General features: G+C 60.3%; 11 protein-coding genes. 8 read left to right on the top strand and 3 right to left on the bottom strand.

The annotated features are described in order from the left end of the window. Positions 1–196 (top strand): DUF6124 family protein (locus tag ACM6IN_RS15205; RefSeq protein WP_414916298.1); only part of this gene is annotated, 196 nt, incomplete at its 5' end. A 164-nt stretch (positions 197–360) separates the two neighbouring features. Here the strand turns inward: ACM6IN_RS15205 and ACM6IN_RS15200 are convergent. After that, the gene (locus ACM6IN_RS15200; protein WP_095112062.1) at positions 361–786 is read right to left on the bottom strand and encodes a YciI family protein; all 426 of its coding nucleotides are present in this window, start codon (positions 784–786) and stop codon (positions 361–363) included. Between the two features lie 342 nt (positions 787–1128). On the opposite strand from ACM6IN_RS15200, the gene tpx reads away from it, so the two are divergent. The 7 genes from tpx (at position 1129) to ACM6IN_RS15165 (ending at position 14241) form a co-directional block, all read left to right on the top strand. Continuing rightward, on the top strand, positions 1129–1629 hold the full coding sequence (gene tpx, locus ACM6IN_RS15195) for a thiol peroxidase (RefSeq protein WP_095112063.1): 501 nt from the start codon (positions 1129–1131) through the stop codon (positions 1627–1629). 175 nt (positions 1630–1804) lie between these two features. After that, positions 1805–3112, top strand: a complete 1308-nt coding sequence (locus tag ACM6IN_RS15190; protein WP_007914370.1) for an MdtA/MuxA family multidrug efflux RND transporter periplasmic adaptor subunit — start codon at positions 1805–1807, stop codon at positions 3110–3112. Then, positions 3109–6210 carry an MdtB/MuxB family multidrug efflux RND transporter permease subunit gene (locus tag ACM6IN_RS15185; protein WP_414916297.1) on the top strand — a complete coding sequence of 1034 codons (3102 nt, stop codon included), beginning with the start codon at positions 3109–3111 and terminating at the stop codon, positions 6208–6210. Before ACM6IN_RS15190 ends, ACM6IN_RS15185 begins: the two co-directional genes overlap by 4 nt. A gap of 142 nt (positions 6211–6352) precedes the next feature. Then, positions 6353–9460, top strand: a complete 3108-nt coding sequence (locus tag ACM6IN_RS15180) for an efflux RND transporter permease subunit (RefSeq protein WP_007914366.1) — start codon at positions 6353–6355, stop codon at positions 9458–9460. Beyond that, positions 9457–10929 (top strand): efflux transporter outer membrane subunit, encoded by a 1473-nt coding sequence (locus tag ACM6IN_RS15175; RefSeq protein ID WP_123375383.1) that lies wholly within the window; start codon positions 9457–9459, stop codon positions 10927–10929. The genes ACM6IN_RS15180 and ACM6IN_RS15175 overlap by 4 nt, the downstream gene beginning before the upstream one ends. A 301-nt stretch (positions 10930–11230) precedes the next feature. After that, a complete protein-coding gene (locus ACM6IN_RS15170) occupies positions 11231–13312 on the top strand; it encodes a putative bifunctional diguanylate cyclase/phosphodiesterase (protein ID WP_095112067.1) in 2082 nt (693 codons plus the stop codon). Between the two features lie 182 nt (positions 13313–13494). Then, positions 13495–14241, top strand: a complete 747-nt coding sequence (locus ACM6IN_RS15165; RefSeq protein WP_414916296.1) for an SDR family oxidoreductase — start codon at positions 13495–13497, stop codon at positions 14239–14241. Between the two features lie 149 nt (positions 14242–14390). Here the strand turns inward: ACM6IN_RS15165 and mapR are convergent, their stop codons facing one another. Further along, positions 14391–15800, bottom strand: coding sequence for a GntR family transcriptional regulator MpaR (gene mapR / locus ACM6IN_RS15160; protein ID WP_007919188.1), 1410 nt, complete (start codon positions 15798–15800; stop codon positions 14391–14393). Between the two features lie 381 nt (positions 15801–16181). Continuing rightward, on the bottom strand, positions 16182–17612 hold the full coding sequence (ccoG, locus tag ACM6IN_RS15155) for a cytochrome c oxidase accessory protein CcoG (RefSeq protein ID WP_414916295.1): 1431 nt from the start codon (positions 17610–17612) through the stop codon (positions 16182–16184). Between the last annotated feature and the right edge of the window lie 85 nt (positions 17613–17697).

Below are 17697 nucleotides of genomic sequence, written 5' to 3'. Positions count from 1 at the left end.
CCCCAGATACAACACCGAATCCCTGCTGGCCAACGCCAGCGAAACCCTCGGCTCGGCCAGCGAAATGCTCATCAACTTCGCCGCCTCCCTGGAAACCTCACACCGCAAGACTGCACTGGGCATCGCTCAAGTCGTCATGCTGGGCGAACTCGCCGTCAATCAAGCGCTGGATCACGTCGAGTTGAAGGATGGCTGATTGATCGTTCCCACGCTCTGCGTGGGAATGCAGCCCTTGACGCTCTGCGTCAAATTCGCAAGCTGGAACGCGGAGCGTCCCTTGAGGCGTTCCCACGCAGAGCGTGGGAACGATCAGAATCAAAAGATCGCAGCCTTCGGCAGCTCCTACATGTGATGTCCGGTTTAGCTGTTTTTCTTGGCCTGTTCGCGGACGCGTTCTTCTTGCGCACGCGCTTCGGGGGTGAACTCGGCGCCGAAGTCTTCGGCAGAGAATATCTGACGGATTTCGATATCAGACTCCCCCGGCATTGGATTGGGGCAGCGCTTGACCCATTCGATGGCTTCTTCTTTCGACTTCACTTCCCAGATCCAGTAACCCGCCACCAATTCTTTGGTCTCGATGAACGGCCCGTCGATGACCGTGCGTTTGTCACCGGAGAAATGCACGCGAGCGCCTTTGCTGCTCGGATGCAGGCCATCGCAATCAATCAGAATACCGGCCTTGACCAGTTCTTCGTTGAAGTTGCCCATGGCGGTGATCAGTTCTTCGCTGGGCATGATGCCGGCTTCCGAGTCGGCGTTGGCTTTTACAAGGATCATGAATCGCATGGCGTTTACTCCGTGGATTGTGGGGATTCGTTGTTTAGTCGAACGAGCCACACTTGAATCGACAGGGTCTCTGGTAAAAGTGCGGAGAATTTTTCACACCGCAGATCTCATTGTAGGAGTGAGCCTGCTCGCGATGGCGGTGGGTCATATACGCAGATGTTGACTGACAGACCGCTATCGCGAGCAGGCTCACTCCTACAGGGGAATGGTTGTAGTTTTGTATACAATTTTTCGCGCATGCACCCAACAATTTCTAAACAGGGCATAGGTCGTCGGACAATTTCGTGGTTAACTTCGGCCTCTTGCATGCTTTCCAATCAAAACATCAGAAGGACTCAAGTCATGGCTCAAGTCACCCTTAAAGGCAATCCGGTTCAAGTCAACGGCCAGTTGCCACAAGCCGGTTCCAAGGCGCCAGCCTTTTCTCTGGTTGCCGGCAATCTGTCCGACGTCACCCTGCAAGACTTCGCCGGCAAGCGCAAAGTCCTGAACATTTTCCCAAGCGTCGACACCCCGACTTGCGCCACTTCGGTACGCAAGTTCAACGCTCAGGCCAACGACATCAGCAACACCGTGGTGTTGTGCATCTCCGCTGACCTGCCATTCGCCCAGGCGCGTTTCTGCGGCGCCGAAGGCCTGGAAAACGTACAGAACCTGTCGACCCTGCGCGGTGCCGAGTTCATCGAGAACTACGGCGTGGCCATTGCTGACGGCCCGCTGAAAGGCCTGACCGCTCGCGCCGTTGTGGTTCTGGACGAAAACGACAACGTCCTGCACAGCGAACTGGTCAAGGAAATCGCTGAAGAGCCTAACTACGAAGCGGCCCTGTCCGTTCTCAAGTAAGCGCTTTTACAATTGTTAACGGCCTGGCCCTGTCCAGGCCGTTTTCATTTGTGTATCAGTGTTTTGCCTCACACCTTGAAACGTAAGGTGTAAGTAAATTGCCGGTAAAGCTGCTTTGCTAATTCCCCATCAGTGCTTATCGTTCAGCCTCCCGTAAAAGAAGCCCACGCGCCCAATGGTTAATCACTCCATGCAATCGTCCCCCCGTAACTCCCGTCGCTGGCTGATCAGCCTGCTTGTCTTGTTGGTGATCGCCGTCCTGTGCTGGAAATTCTGGCCCGCCGGTTCAGCCCACAAGGAGGGCGCTGACAAGGCAGCCGCCGGGCACACCGGGCGTTCGGGGATGATGCGGCCGGGCTTCGGTGGTGGTAGCGGGCCAATCCCGGTACGCGTGGCGCCAGCAGTCACCGGCGACTTCCCGCTGTACTACAAGGCGCTGGGCACGGTGACCGCTCTCAACACCATCAATGTGCGTAGCCGGGTGGGCGGCGAATTGGTCAAGATCAATTTCGAAGAAGGGCAGATGGTCAAGGCTGGAGACCTGCTGGCCGAGATCGACCCGCGCCCGTACCAGAACGCCTTGCTGCAGGCCGAAGGCACCCTGCTGCAGAATCAGGCGCAACTGAAAAACGCTCAGGTCGATGTCGAGCGTTATCGCGGTCTGTACAAAGAGGACAGCATCGCCAAACAGACGCTGGACACCGCCGAAGCACTGGTCGGCCAGTATTTGGGCACGGTCAAGACCAATCAGGCGGCGGTCAACGATGCCAAGCTCAATCTCGAATTCACCAAAATCCGCGCACCGATTGCCGGGCGTGTCGGTCTGCGTCAGGTTGACGTCGGCAACCTTGTCACCGCCAACGACACCACGTTCCTCGCCGTGATCACCCAGACGCAACCGATCAGCGTCGCCTTCACCTTGCCGGAAAACAGCCTCGAAACCGTGCTCGCCCGTTATCGCAGCGGCGCCAAGCTGCCGGCTGAAGCGTGGGATCGCGGCGACACCAAACTGCAAGCCACCGGCGTTCTGCAAAGCCTCGACAACCAGATCGACGTCGCCACCGGCACCCTGAAGTTCAAGGCCCGCTACGAAAACCGCGATCAGGCGTTGTTCCCCAACCAGTTCGTCAACGTTCACTTGCTGGCTGACACACTCAAAGGCGTGGTGCTGGCACCGTCAGCAGCTATCCAGTTCGGTACCAACGGCACGTTCGTCTATGCACTGGACGGCGACAAGAAAGTCACCATCCGCCAACTGAAGATCGGTGCCAGTGATGGCGAAAACACCGTGGTTACCGAGGGCCTGGCCGCTGGCGACCGCGTGGTCCTGGAAGGCACCGACCGCCTCAAGGAAGGCAGTGAAGTGGAAGTGGTCAACGACAGCAATCAAGTGCCGACCACGCCGACCGAACACCTGCAAGGCAAATCTGCCGCCACCCCGACTGACGCTGCTGTTTCCGACAAGGCCAAGAAGGGCGCATGAACATTTCGCGGCTGTTCATCCTCCGACCGGTAGCCACCACCCTGAGCATGCTGGCCATTGTGCTGGCCGGCCTGATTGCTTATCGCTTGCTGCCCGTTTCTGCACTGCCACAAGTCGATTACCCGACCATCCGCGTCATGACCCTGTATCCCGGCGCCAGCCCGGATGTGATGACCAGTGCCGTAACTGCGCCGCTCGAGCGCCAGTTCGGGCAGATGCCGGGCCTGACGCAAATGGCCTCGACCAGTTCCGGCGGTGCGTCGGTGCTGACCCTGCGCTTCAGCCTCGACATCAACATGGACGTTGCCGAGCAGCAGGTGCAAGCCGCCATCAACGCCGCGACCAATCTGCTGCCAACCGATTTGCCGGCACCGCCGGTGTACAACAAGGTCAACCCGGCGGACACCCCGGTGCTGACCCTGGCGATTACCTCGAAAACCATGCTGCTGCCCAAACTCAATGATCTGGTCGATACGCGCATGGCGCAGAAAATCGCCCAGATCAGCGGCGTCGGCATGGTCAGCATTGCCGGCGGTCAGCGTCAGGCCGTGCGTATCAAGGTCAACCCGGAAGCGTTGGCGGCCAACAGCCTGAACCTGTCGGACGTGCGCACCCTGATCGGCGCCTCCAACGTCAACCAGCCGAAAGGCAACTTCGACGGCCCGACCCGGGTGTCGATGCTCGATGCCAACGATCAGCTGACCTCGCCCGAGGACTACGCCAATCTGATCCTCGCCTACAAGAACGGCGCGCCGTTACGGCTCAAGGACGTTGCGGAAATCGTCGATGGCGCCGAGAACGAGCGTCTCGCGGCGTGGGCCAACAAGAATCAGGCCGTGCTGCTGAACATCCAGCGTCAGCCGGGTGCCAACGTCATTGAGGTGGTCGACCGCATCAAGGCGTTGCTGCCGAGCATCACCGACAACCTGCCGGCCGGCCTCGATGTCACCGTGCTGACCGACCGTACGCAAACCATTCGCGCCTCGGTCACTGATGTGCAACACGAATTGCTCATCGCCATCGCCCTGGTAGTAATGGTGACGTTCCTGTTCCTGCGCCGCGCCAGTGCGACGATCATTCCGTCGGTGGCCGTACCGCTGTCGCTGATCGGCACCTTTGGCGTGATGTACCTGGCCGGGTTCTCGGTGAACAACCTGACCCTGATGGCCCTGACCATTGCCACCGGTTTTGTGGTCGACGACGCCATCGTCATGCTCGAGAACATCGCGCGCTTCATCGAAGAGGGCGACAGCCCGATGCAGGCCGCACTGAAGGGCGCCAAGCAGATTGGCTTTACCCTGATTTCCCTGACCCTGTCGCTGATCGCGGTACTTATTCCGCTGTTGTTCATGGCCGACGTGGTGGGGCGCTTGTTCCGCGAATTCGCCATCACTCTGGCTGTGGCAATCCTGATTTCACTGGTGGTCTCGCTGACCCTGACGCCGATGATGTGCGCGCGCTTGCTCAAGCGTGAGCCAGAAGCACATGAGCAGGGCCGTTTCTACCGCGCCAGCGGTGCAGTCATCGATTGGATGATCGCCGAGTATGGTCGGATGCTGCGCTGGGTGCTCAAGCATCAGCCGCTGACCTTGCTGGTGGCTATCGGCACGCTGGCGTTGACCGTGTTTCTGTACATGGTGGTGCCGAAGGGCTTCTTTCCGGTGCAGGACACCGGGGTGATTCAGGGTATTTCCGAGGCACCGCAGTCGATTTCCTTCGCGGCGATGGGCGAGCGTCAACAAGAGCTGGCGAAGATTATTCTCGAAGATCCGGCCGTACAGAGCCTGTCGTCCTACATCGGTGTCGACGGCGATAACGCCACGCTCAACAGCGGCCGCTTGCTGATCAACCTCAAGCCTCACGGTGAGCGCGATCTGAGCGCCACAGAAGTGATTGCGCGCCTGCAACCGCAGCTGGACAAACTGGTTGGCATCCGTCTGTTCATGCAGCCGGTGCAGGATCTGACCATCGAGGACCGCGTCAGCCGCACGCAATACCAGTTCAGCATGTCTTCGCCGGATTCCGAACTGCTCAGCCAGTGGAGCGGCCGCTTGGTCGAAGCGCTGGCCCAGCGTCCGGAACTGACGGACGTCGCCAGTGATTTGCAGGACAAGGGTTTGCAGGTCTATCTGGTGATCGACCGCGATGCCGCCTCACGCCTGGGCGTTTCGGTGGCGAACATCACCGATGCGCTGTACGACGCCTTCGGGCAGCGACAGATCTCGACCATTTACACCCAGGCCAGCCAGTACCGCGTGGTGCTGCAGGCCCAGGCCGGGGAGAAGATCGGCCCGCAGGCGCTGGACCAGATTCACGTCAAGACCACCGATGGCGCACAGGTGCGCCTGTCGAGTCTCGCCCACGTGGAAGAGCGTCAGGCGCAACTGGCGATCACCCATATCGGCCAGTTCCCGGCAGTGATGATGTCGTTCAACCTCGCACCCGGCGTGGCGTTGGGGCATGCGGTCGACATCATCGAGCAGGTACAGAAAGACATCGGCATGCCGGTTGGTGTGCAGACCCAGTTCCAGGGGGCGGCCGAAGCTTTCCAGGCGTCATTGTCGAGCACTTTGCTGCTGATTCTGGCGGCAGTGGTGACCATGTACATCGTGCTGGGCGTGCTGTACGAGAGCTACATTCACCCGATCACCATTCTTTCGACCTTGCCGTCGGCGGCGGTCGGTGCGTTGCTGGCGTTGCTACTCAGCGGCAATGACCTGGGCATGATCGCGATCATCGGCATCATTCTGTTGATCGGTATCGTGAAAAAGAACGCGATCATGATGATCGACTTCGCCCTCGATGCTGAACGCACCCAAGGCATGGCGCCGGAACAGGCGATTTATCAGGCGGCGCTGCTGCGCTTCCGGCCAATCCTCATGACCACGCTGGCGGCGCTGTTCGGTGCGGTGCCGTTGATGCTCGCCACCGGCTCCGGGGCTGAATTGCGTCAGCCGTTGGGTCTGGTAATGGTTGGCGGTCTGCTGGTGAGCCAGGTGCTGACGCTGTTCACCACGCCAGTGATCTACCTGTACTTCGACCGCCTCGGTCGACGCTTTGGCAAGACTAATGCTGACACTGAAGAGGTGTCGGTATGACTGTCCGAACACATAACCCCTGTAGGCCTTCGCCTGCTCGCGATGAGGGCGGCACCTGCGACATCAATGTAAACAGACACACCGCTATCGCGAGCAGGCTCACTCCTACAGGGGATTGGTGTGACGTTGGGGATTGCGTTCGATGAACCTCTCCGGTCCTTTCATCAAGCGTCCGGTCGCGACGATGCTGCTCAGCCTGGCAATCATGCTGCTCGGCGGCGTCAGCTTCGGCCTGCTGCCAGTGGCGCCGCTGCCGCAAATGGACTTCCCGGTGATCGTCGTGCAGGCCAGCCTGCCCGGTGCCAGCCCGGAGGTCATGGCATCCACCGTGGCGACGCCGCTGGAGCGCTCATTCGGTGCGATTGCCGGCGTCAACACCATGAGCAGCCGTTCCAGTCAGGGTTCGACCCGGGTCATTCTGCAATTCGACCTCGACCGCGACATCAACGGCGCGGCGCGGGAAGTGCAGGCGGCGATCAACGCTTCGCGCAACCTGTTGCCGAGCGGGATGCGCAGCATGCCGACCTACAAGAAGGTCAACCCGTCGCAGGCGCCGATCATGGTGCTGTCGCTGACGTCGGACGTGCTGGAAAAAGGCCAGCTCTACGATTTGGCTTCGACCATTTTGTCCCAGAGCCTTTCACAGGTGCAGGGCGTCGGCGAAGTACAGATCGGCGGCAGTTCGCTGCCGGCGGTGCGTATCGAACTCGAACCGCAGGCGCTGAATCAGTACGGTGTAGCGCTCGACGATGTGCGCAAGACCATCGCCGATGCCAACGTACGCCGGCCGAAGGGTTCGGTCGAAGACGGCCAGCGTTTGTGGCAGATCCAGGCCAATGATCAGCTGGAAAAAGCCAAGGATTACGAATCACTGATCATCCACTATGCCGATGGCGCAGCGCTGCGCCTCAAGGACGTGGCCAAGGTCAGTGATGGCGTCGAAGACCGCTACAACAGCGGCTTCTTCAACGATGACGCGGCGGTGTTGCTGGTTATCAACCGTCAGGCCGGCGCCAACATCATCGAGACGGTCAACGAGATCAAGGCACAGTTGCCGGCCCTGCAAGCGGTGTTGCCGGCCAGCGTGAAGCTGAATCTGGCCATGGACCGCTCGCCGGTGATCAAAGCCACCCTGCATGAAGCCGAGATGACCTTGCTGATTGCCGTGGCGCTGGTGATTCTGGTGGTGTTTCTGTTCCTCGGTAACTTCCGCGCCTCGCTGATTCCGACATTGGCCGTGCCGGTGTCGCTGGTCGGCACCTTTGCGGTGATGTACCTCTACGGTTTCTCGCTGAACAACCTGTCATTGATGGCGCTGATTCTGGCCACCGGTCTGGTGGTGGACGACGCCATCGTGGTGCTGGAGAACATTTCCCGGCACATCGACGAAGGCGTCAAACCGATGCAGGCCGCGTACCTCGGGGCCAAGGAAGTCGGGTTTACCTTGCTGTCGATGAACGTCTCGCTGGTGGCGGTGTTCCTCTCGATCCTGTTTATGGGCGGGATCGTCGAGAGCCTGTTTCGCGAGTTTTCCATCACCCTGGCCGCAGCCATCGTCGTGTCGCTGGTGGTTTCCCTGACGCTGACGCCGATGCTCTGTGCCCGTTGGCTGAAGCCGCACACACCCGGCCAGGAAAACCGCCTGCAACGCTGGAGCCGCCGCACCAACGACTGGATGGTCGGCAAATACGCCAGCAGCCTCGACTGGGTGCTGCGCCACCGGCGTCTGACCTTGCTCAGCTTGCTGATCACCGTCGGCGTCAACGTTGCGCTGTATGTAGTGGTGCCGAAAACCTTTATGCCACAGCAGGACACCGGCCAATTGATCGGTTTCGTACGCGGCGACGATGGCCTGTCGTTCAGCGTGATGCAGCCGAAAATGGAAATTTTCCGCCGCGCCGTGCTCAAGGACGAAGCGGTGGAAAGTGTCGCCGGGTTCATTGGCGGCAGCAACGGCACCAATAACGCCTTCATGCTGGTGCGTCTGAAGCCAATCAAGGAGCGCCAGCTCAACGCGCAGAAAGTCATCGAGCGCCTGCGCAAGGAAATGCCCAAGGTCCCCGGTGCGCAACTGATGCTGATGGCCGATCAGGATCTGCAATTTGGCGGCGGCCGCGAACAGACCACGTCGCAGTACAGCTACATCCTGCAAAGTGGTGATCTGGGCGAGTTGCGCAAGTGGTATCCAAAAGTGGTTACCGCGTTAAGGGCCTTACCGGAACTGACGGCGATTGACGCCCGAGAGGGAGCGGGTGCCCAGCAAGTGACGTTGATCGTCGACCGCGATCAGGCCAAGCGCCTGGGGATCGACATGGACATGGTTACTTCGGTATTGAACAACGCCTACAGCCAGCGGCAGATTTCGACGATCTACGACAGCCTCAACCAGTATCAGGTGGTGATGGAGGTCAATCCGAAATACGCCCAGGACCCGGTGACGCTCAAGCAGGTGCAGGTGATCACCGCTGACGGTGCGCGGGTGCCGCTGTCGACGTTCGCTCATTACGAAAACAGCCTGGAAGACGACCGCGTCAGCCACGAAGGCCAGTTCGCCTCCGAAGACATTTCCTTCGACATGGCCGAAGGCGTGACGGTGGAGCAGGGCAGTGCTGCGATCGAGCGGGCGATTGCCAAGCTCGGCCTGCCGGAAGACGTCATCGCAAAAATGGCCGGCACCGCCGACGCCTTCGCCGCGACGCAGAAGAGCCAGCCGTTCATGATTCTCGGCGCGTTGCTGGCGGTGTATCTGGTGTTGGGTGTGCTGTATGAAAGCTACATTCATCCGCTGACGATTCTGTCGACCCTGCCGTCGGCCGGTGTCGGCGCGTTGCTGTCGATCTATGCGCTGGGCGGCGAGTTCAGCCTGATCTCGTTGCTTGGGTTGTTCCTGCTGATTGGCGTGGTGAAGAAAAACGCCATTCTGATGATCGACCTCGCGCTGCAACTGGAACGGCATCAGGGCCTGTCGCCGCTGGAATCGATCCGCAGCGCCTGTCTGCAACGCTTGCGGCCGATTCTGATGACCACCCTGGCGGCGATTCTCGGTGCCTTGCCGTTGCTGCTCGGCCGGGCCGAAGGCGCGGAAATGCGCCAGCCGCTGGGCCTGACCATCATCGGCGGGCTGATTTTCAGCCAGGTGCTGACGCTTTACACCACCCCGGTGGTTTACCTCTATCTTGACAAGCTGCGCCATCGTTTCAACAAATGGCGTGGCGTGCGCACTGACGCCGCTCTGGAAACTCCGCTATGACTGACCGTTCGCTTTTCAATCTGGCCACCGTTCGCGGCTCGCGTTTGCTGAGCCTGTCGCTGTGCGTGGCGATGCTCAGTGCCTGCGCCGTCGGCCCGGACTACCAACGGCCGCAAACTGCGGAAATCGCCCAGTACAAGGAGGCCGAGGGCTGGACTCAGGCCAACCCGAGCGATTCACTGGCCCGTGGGGCCTGGTGGGAGTTGTATGGCGATCAGCAGCTCAACGGCTTGATCGAGAAACTCAACAATTCCAACCAGACCGTCGCGCAGTCGGAAGCCCAGTACCGTCAGGCTCAGGCGTTGGTGCGCAGTGCCCGTGGCGCGTTTTATCCGAAAGTAGACTTGAGCCTCGGCAAGACCCGCTCCAGTCAGGGCACTGGCAGCAGCAGTTCGAGTCTGAGCAGTTCTTCCAGCGGTATCCGCGACACCTATAACGCCGAACTGGGCGTCAGTTGGGAAGCGGACGTGTGGGGCAAGCTGCGCCGTGGACTGGAAGCCGATGAGGCCAGCGCTCAGGCCAGTTTTGCCGATCTGGCGGCCATGCGCCTGAGCCAGCAATCGGAGCTGGTGCAGAACTACCTGCAACTGCGCGTGATCGATCAGCAGAAACGCCTGCTCGAAGCCACGGTCGCCGCCTACGAACGCTCGTTGAAGATGACCCAGAACCAGTACCGCGCCGGGGTTTCCGGGCGCGATGCGGTGGCGCAGGCACAGACACAACTGAAAAGCACCCAGGCCGATCTGGTTGACCTGATCTGGCAGCGCGCGCAATTCGAAAATGCGATTGCCGTGCTGACCGGGCAAGCCCCGGCGGATTTCAACATTGCCGAAGTGCAGACCATTCCGAAGCTGCCGCAAGTGCCGTTGAGCCTGCCCTCGCAGTTGCTCGAGCGGCGCCCGGACATCGCTTCGGCGGAGCGTTCGGTGATCGCTGCCAACGCCAACATCGGCGTGGCCAAAGCGGCGTATTACCCGGATCTGAGCTTGAGTCTGAGCGGCGGCTACAGCAGCAGTACTTCGCAGAACCTGGTCAGCCTGCCCAACCGTTTCTGGTCGGTGGGGCCGAAACTGGCGCTGCCGCTGTTTGACGGTGGCATTCGTTCGGCGGAAGTCGACCGCACCGAGGCGGTGTATGACCAGACCGTGGCCAAGTACCGTCAGACCGTGCTCGACGGTTTCCGCGAAGTGGAAAACTATCTGGTGCAGCTCAAGGTGTACGAAGACGAAGCGGCGGTGCGCCAGGAGGCGCTCGATGCGGCGCGCGACTCCCTGCGCCTGACGGAAAACCAGTACAAGGCCGGGCTGATTGCTTACATCGACGTCGTGGTGGTGCAAGCCACGGCGCTGAGCAATGAGCGCAGCGTGCTGAACATTCTGCAAAGCCGCTTGATTGCTAGCGTGCAATTGATTGCGGCGCTGGGCGGTGGTTGGGACGGGCAGCTGGATGTGAGCGATAACACCCGCTGAAGGTTGGCTTCACTGATCGTTCCCACGCTCTGCGTGGGAATGCAGCCCGGGACGCTCCGCGTCCCATCCAGAGCCGAACGCAAAGCGTCCGCAGAGGCATTCCCACGCAGAGCGTGGGAACGATCGGGTAAAGCCGTGAGCGCTGGGCAAGAGCCTCGTCGGACGATCGAACAAGCGTTTCATCGGCTTGATGGCCAATTGCTCACTTTGTCAGTGCGTTCTTCTGTGCAATCAGTACAATCGCCGCCTTTGCCCGACCGAGAACGGACGCAATCCGCGTTGGGTGGCCACGAGAATTCCCATGCTCATCGGTAGTTATTCCTCCACGCTGGTTTTCATTTCGTTGTGTGTGGCGATTCTCGCTTCCTACACCGCGCTCGACCTTACCGGTCGCATTGCCACGGCCAAGGGCCGGGCGGTGCATTTCTGGACCGCCGGCGGTGCGTTTGCCATGGGCATCGGCGTCTGGTCGATGCATTTCATTGGCATGCTGGCCTTCAAACTGCCGATCGATCTGGGCTATGACATCGCCCTGACCGCGCTGTCGCTGCTCATCGCCGTGTTGTCCTGTGGATTCGCCTTATGGTTGGTCAGTCAGCCGAAACTGCCGATTCTGCAACTGGCGTTCGGCGCGCTGATCATGGGCAGCGGGATCAGTGCCATGCACTACACCGGCATGGCGGCGATGCGCATGACGCCGGGGATCGATTACGATCCGACGTTGTTTGGCGCTTCGCTGCTGATTGCCGTCGGCGCCTCGGCGGCGGCACTGTGGATCGCTTTCCGCCTGCGTCAGCATTCGCCTTATGTGCGACTGATTCGGGGCGGGGCGGCGATCATCATGGGCATCGCCATTGTCGGCATGCATTACACCGGCATGGCCGCCGCGCAGTTTCCTGATGGCAGTTTCTGTGGTGCCACCGTCAATGGCTTGAAGGGCAACGGCCTCGACAGTCTGGTGTTGATCACCACGTTGGCAGTGCTGTCGATTGCCTTGCTCACATCGATTCTCGACGCACGCCTGGAAGCGCGCACCGCTGATCTGGCGCACTCATTGACCGTGGCCAACCGCGAACTCACGCAACTGGCCCTGCACGACACCTTGACCGGCCTGCCGAACCGCATGCTGCTGGATGACCGGATCAATCAGGCGATGAAAAAGGTCCATGAGCAGGGTGGCTGTTTTGCTTTGATGTTCATCGATCTGGACGGCTTCAAACCGGTCAACGATGCGTTCGGTCACCATATGGGCGACCAGTTATTGCGGGAAGTGGGCTTGCGTCTGCGTGAAGACTTGCGCGGTCCGGACACACTGGCGCGAATCGGCGGCGATGAATTCGTGCTGCTGGTGCGTCTGACCGAACCCGATGACGCACTGGGACTGGCGGCACGTCAGGTCGGCCTGATCGCGCAATCATTCCGCGTCGCCGAACATGATTTGCAGATATCCGCCAGCGTCGGCATCGCCCTGTACCCGGGGAATGGCCAGACCGCGCAGGAACTGCTGATGAACGCCGACGCGGCGATGTACCACGCCAAGGGCGGCGGCAAGAACGGTTACAGCTTTTTCGACGCGTCGATGAACAACAACGCGCGCAAGCAGTTGCAGTTGTTGCAGGACCTGCGCGCAGCGCTGGAGCACAGCCAGTTCAGTTTGCATTACCAGCCGAAGTTCGACGCCGCCAACGGCCGTCCGGTCGGGGCTGAGGCGTTGCTGCGTTGGCAGCATCCGATTCACGGCATGCTGATGCCGGACAAGTTCATCGAACTGGCGGAGAAATCCGGGCTGATCATTCCGATCGGTGAATGGGTGCTCAATGAAGCCTGTCGGCAAATGCGCGAGTGGTACGTGCTCGGTTACACCGATTGGCGTATCGCGGTGAACCTGTCGGCGCTGCAGTTCTGCCACGCCGGACTGGTACGCAGCGTGGCCAAGGCGTTGGCCACGCATCACTTGCCGGCGAACAGCCTGACCCTGGAAATCACCGAGACCACGGCCATGAGCGATGCCGATGCGAGCATGACGGTGTTGCAGGAGTTGTCGGACATGGGCGTCGATCTGTCGATCGATGACTTCGGCACGGGTTATTCCAGCCTGATGTACCTCAAGCGTTTGCCGGCCAACGAGCTGAAGATCGATCGTGGCTTTGTGCGCGATCTGGAGCATGACAGTGACGATGCCGCGATTGTTTCGGCGATTGTCGCATTGGGCCAGGCGCTCGGTTTGCGCATTGTCGCTGAAGGTGTTGAAACCGGTGTGCAGCAGGCGTTTCTGACTGAGCTGGGATGTGATTCGTTGCAGGGTTATCTGTTGGGGCATCCGATGCCGGCGGACAGATTCATGCAGGATATTGCGCGCGGCAAGCCGGTGGCGGCGGTCTGATCGACCGCGCTATCGTTCTTCGCGAGCAGGCTCGCTCCCACAGGGACGGCGTGGTGCACGAATGGGAGCGAGCCTGTTCGCGAAGGCGTCCGGCCAGACACAACAGACCTCATGCAAAACCCGCCAATGGCGGTTATTCTTCCCCCCGACTGTTACGTGTGCATTGGGGGAGAAAGGCCAGCATGGATAAAGTCATTGTGATCACCGGTGGCGGGCGCGGGATTGGCGCCGCCACGGCGCTGTTGGCTGCCGAGCAAGGCTATCGGATCTGCATCAACTATGAGCAAGACGAGCAGGCTGCGCAAAGCGTGCTGGAGCAAGTCCGTGCATTGGGCGCACACGCCATCGCCGTGCGCGCTGACGTCAGCATCGAAGACGAAGTGATCGCGCTGTTCCAGCGGGTCGACAGCGAATTGGGCCGTGTCACTTCGCTGGTGAACAACGCTGGTACCGTCGGACACAAATCGCGGGTCGATGAAATGTCCGAATTCCGCATTCTGAAAATCATGAAAACCAACGTTCTGGCGCCGATCCTCTGCGCCAAGCACGCGATTCTGCGCATGTCGCCCAAGCACGGCGGGCAGGGCGGCAGTATCGTCAACGTGTCGTCAGTGGCTTCACGCCTTGGTTCGCCCAACGAGTACGTCGATTACGCGGCCTCAAAAGGTGCGCTCGACACCTTCACCATCGGCTTGTCCAAGGAAGTCGCGGGCGAGGGGATTCGGGTCAACGCGGTGCGCCCGGGTTACATCTACACCGATTTCCACGCGCTGAGCGGCGATCCGGATCGGGTCAGCAAGCTGGAGTCGGCGATTCCGATGGCCCGTGGCGGGCGGCCGGATGAGGTGGCGGAGGCGATTGTCTGGTTGTTGTCGGACAAGGCTTCGTATGCGACCGGGACGTTTGTTGATTTGGGTGGCGGGCGCTGATCGTTGGGATTTGTGTTGCCTGATCCGGCCCCATCGCTGGCAAGCCAGCTCCCACAGGTTTCTGTGTCGTACACAACATACGCGGTGACATAGAACACTGTGGGAGCTGGCTTGCCAGCGATGGGGCCAGTGCAGTCAGCAACAATCTGTCAGAACGACCGCACAATCCGCCCCAACGTCTCCATGGCCTTTTCCGAATCCTCGGTCCACGGGCTGCCATAGTTCAACCGAATACAATTCCTGAACCGCTGCGTCGGCGAAAAGATCGGCCCCGGTGCAATGCTGATGCCTTGCGCCAGTGCCATCTGAAACAACTTCAACGAATCCATCTGCGGCGGCAATTCCAGCCACAAAAAGTAGCCGCCCGCCGGTTGGCTGACCCGCGTCTGCGCCGGGAAATAGCGGGCGATCGCCGCAAGCATCGCGCTCTGCTGTTCTTCCAGCGCATAACGCAATTTGCGCAGGTGCCGATCGTAACCGCCGTGTTGCAGATAGTCGGCAATCGCCGCTTGCGCCGGCATTGAGGCACACAGTGAGGTCATCAGTTTCAGCCGTTCGATCTTTTGCGCGTAGCGGCCGGCGGCGACCCAGCCGATGCGGTAGCCGGGGGCCAGGCTCTTGGCGAACGAGCCGCAGTGCATCACCAAACCCTCAGTATCGAAGGCCTTGGCTGGTTTTGGTGCCTGCTGGCCGTAATAGAGTTCGGCGTAGACATCATCTTCGATCAGCGGCACCTGATGGCGGCGCAGCAGTTCGACCAATTCCTGTTTCTTCGCCTCGGGCATGGTGGCGCCCATCGGGTTCTGGAAGCTGGTCATGCACCAGCAAGCCTTGATCGGGTGGCGTTCCAGGGTTTGCGCGAGCACGCCGAGGTCGATGCCATCGCGCGGGTGCACGGGGATTTCCACGGCTTTGAGTTTCAGCCGTTCCAGAACTTGCAGACTGGCGTAGAACGCCGGCGCTTCGATGGCGACCAGATCGCCCGGTTCGGTGACGGCTTGCAGGCACAGGTTCAGCGCTTCGAGGGCGCCGTTGGTGATCAGCAACTCTTCCATCGGCAGCATCAGGCCGCCGACCATGTAGCGCAGGGCGATCTGCCGGCGCAGTTGCGGGTTGCCCGGCGACATGTCGGTGACGACCATGCGCGGGTCCATCTCGCGGGCGGCACTGGCCAGCGAGCGCGACAGGCGTTGCAGCGGGAACAGCGTCGGGCTGGGGAACGCTGAGCCGAAGGGCACGGTGCTCGGGTCCTTGATCGAATCGAGGACCGAGAACACCAGTTCACTGACGTCGACTTCGGTGGAGTCGTTGACGTGGCTGCTGATCACCGGCTCCGAGAACGGGCTTGGCGCGTGAGTGTTGACGAAGTAGCCGGAGCGCGGTCGGGCGCGGATCAAGCCACGGCGTTCAAGCAGGTAATAGGCCTGGAATACCGTGGACGGGCTGACGCCGTAGGTCTGGCTGGCGTAACGCACCGAAGGCACGCGCTGGCCGGGGCCGAGGACGCCGGAGCGGATCAGTTCAGCGATGTCGTCGGCGAATTTTTCGTAGCGTTTCATCGAGGAGCCTTGGTGCTGGTTGATGATGAGGTGTGTCAGGGGAACAGCCCCTCACCCTAGCCCTCTCCCAGAGGGAGAGGGGACTGATCGGGGGATGCTTGTGAACTACACCGACCTGAAAGTGATTCGCTGAATCCATAATCGACTCGGCCTGAAAGTGCTTTGCTGAATCCCAATTGACTCGGCCTGAAAGTGCTTTGCTGAATCCCAATCGACTCGGTCTGAAAGCGTTTTGCTGAATCCCAATCGACTCGGTCTGAAAGCGTTTTGCTGAATCCATAATCGACTCGGTCTGTCAGGTCGATGTATAGCGACAGACACCTCGGTCGGCCCCCTCTCCCTCTGGGAGAGGGCTGGGGTGAGGGAGCGGATTCTAACGGCTCAGCGATTCATCGGCGCAACAAACCTGCTCTTCGCCACGCTATAAACCTCAGGCTCATCACTGTCGGCAATCTTGAAGCTCAAGGTCTGCGAACTGCTGGCCGGGCGCTCCGTGGTCATCGCCACCGACACCGGCACATCGACAATTTCCCCAGGTGCGAGGCTCAGTTGAGTCTTGCCTTGCAACTGGAAGCCATCGCCGTCGACCAGGCTGAGGTGGTAGTCCTGACGTTGCTGGGTCTTGTTGATGACTTTGAGGGTGTAGATGTTTTCGATCTGGCCCTGACCGTTTTCACGGAACAAGCCGCGATCCTTGGTCACGTCCAGCGAGACCATCGGCCGTTCGACCAGCGCCAATGCCAATGCGCCGATCATCGCCACCAGCACCACGGTGTAACCGATCAAACGCGGACGCAGCAGGTGAGTCTTGCCACCCTGCAATTCGCGCTCGGAACTGTAGCGGATCAAACCACGCGGGTAGTTCATCTTGTCCATGATCGAGTCACAGGCGTCTATGCACGCCGCGCAACCGATGCATTCCATCTGCAGGCCATCGCGGATGTCGATGCCGGTCGGGCAGACCTGCACGCACAACTGACAGTCGATGCAATCACCCAGACCGGCTTCAAGCGGTTTCACGTCGCGTTTACGCGGGCCACGGTTTTCGCCACGGGCCACGTCGTAGGAAATCGCCAGGGTGTCTTTGTCGAACATCACGCTCTGGAACCGCGCATACGGACACATGTGCATGCACACCGCCTCGCGCAGCCAACCGGCGTTGATGTAGGTGGCAGCGGTGAAGAACAGCACCCAGAACAGGCTGACGCCGCCGATTTGCAGGGTCAGCAACTCTTCGGCCAGTGGCCGGATCGGCGTGAAGTAACCGACGAAGGTCAGGCCGGTGAGCACGCTGATCGCCAGCCACAAGGTGTGTTTGGCGGCGCGCCGCGCCAGTTTGTTCAGGCTCCACGGCGCAGCTTGCAGTTTGATCCGCTGGTTGCGCTCGCCTTCGGTGATCTTCTCGCACCACATGAAGATCCATGTCCAGGAACTCTGCGGGCAGGTGTAGCCGCACCAGACCCGGCCGGCAAACACGGTAATGGCGAACAAACCGAAGGCGGCGATGATCAACAGCGCCGAGAGCAGGATGAAATCCTGCGGCCAGAACGTCGCGCCGAAGATGTGGAATTTGCTTTCGGACAAATCCCAAAGCACCGCCTGACGGCCGCCCCAGTTCAGCCACACGGTGCCGAAAAACAGCACGAACAGAAATCCCGCGCCGCTCATGCGCAGGGTGCGGAACAGGCCGGTGAAGCTGCGGGTGTGGATCTGGTTGTCGCTGGACTTGGCCGTCGCCTTCATTGGGCGTGCGGGCACCTTCTTTATAGTCGGGGATGCTTCTACGGTTCGGACGGGGATTTGTTCGCTCATGATTATTCGCTCATCAGCCTCCATCAGGCCAGCGCACTATGAGCTTCGATCTGTTTGCATAACAGACTCAGGTATTTCAATAAAA

The sequence above is a fragment of the Pseudomonas sp. IT-P395 genome (genome assembly GCF_949767675.1).
In the GTDB taxonomy this organism is placed as follows: Bacteria; Pseudomonadota; Gammaproteobacteria; order Pseudomonadales; family Pseudomonadaceae; genus Aquipseudomonas.
This window is presented reverse-complemented; position numbering and strand designations above follow the sequence as displayed.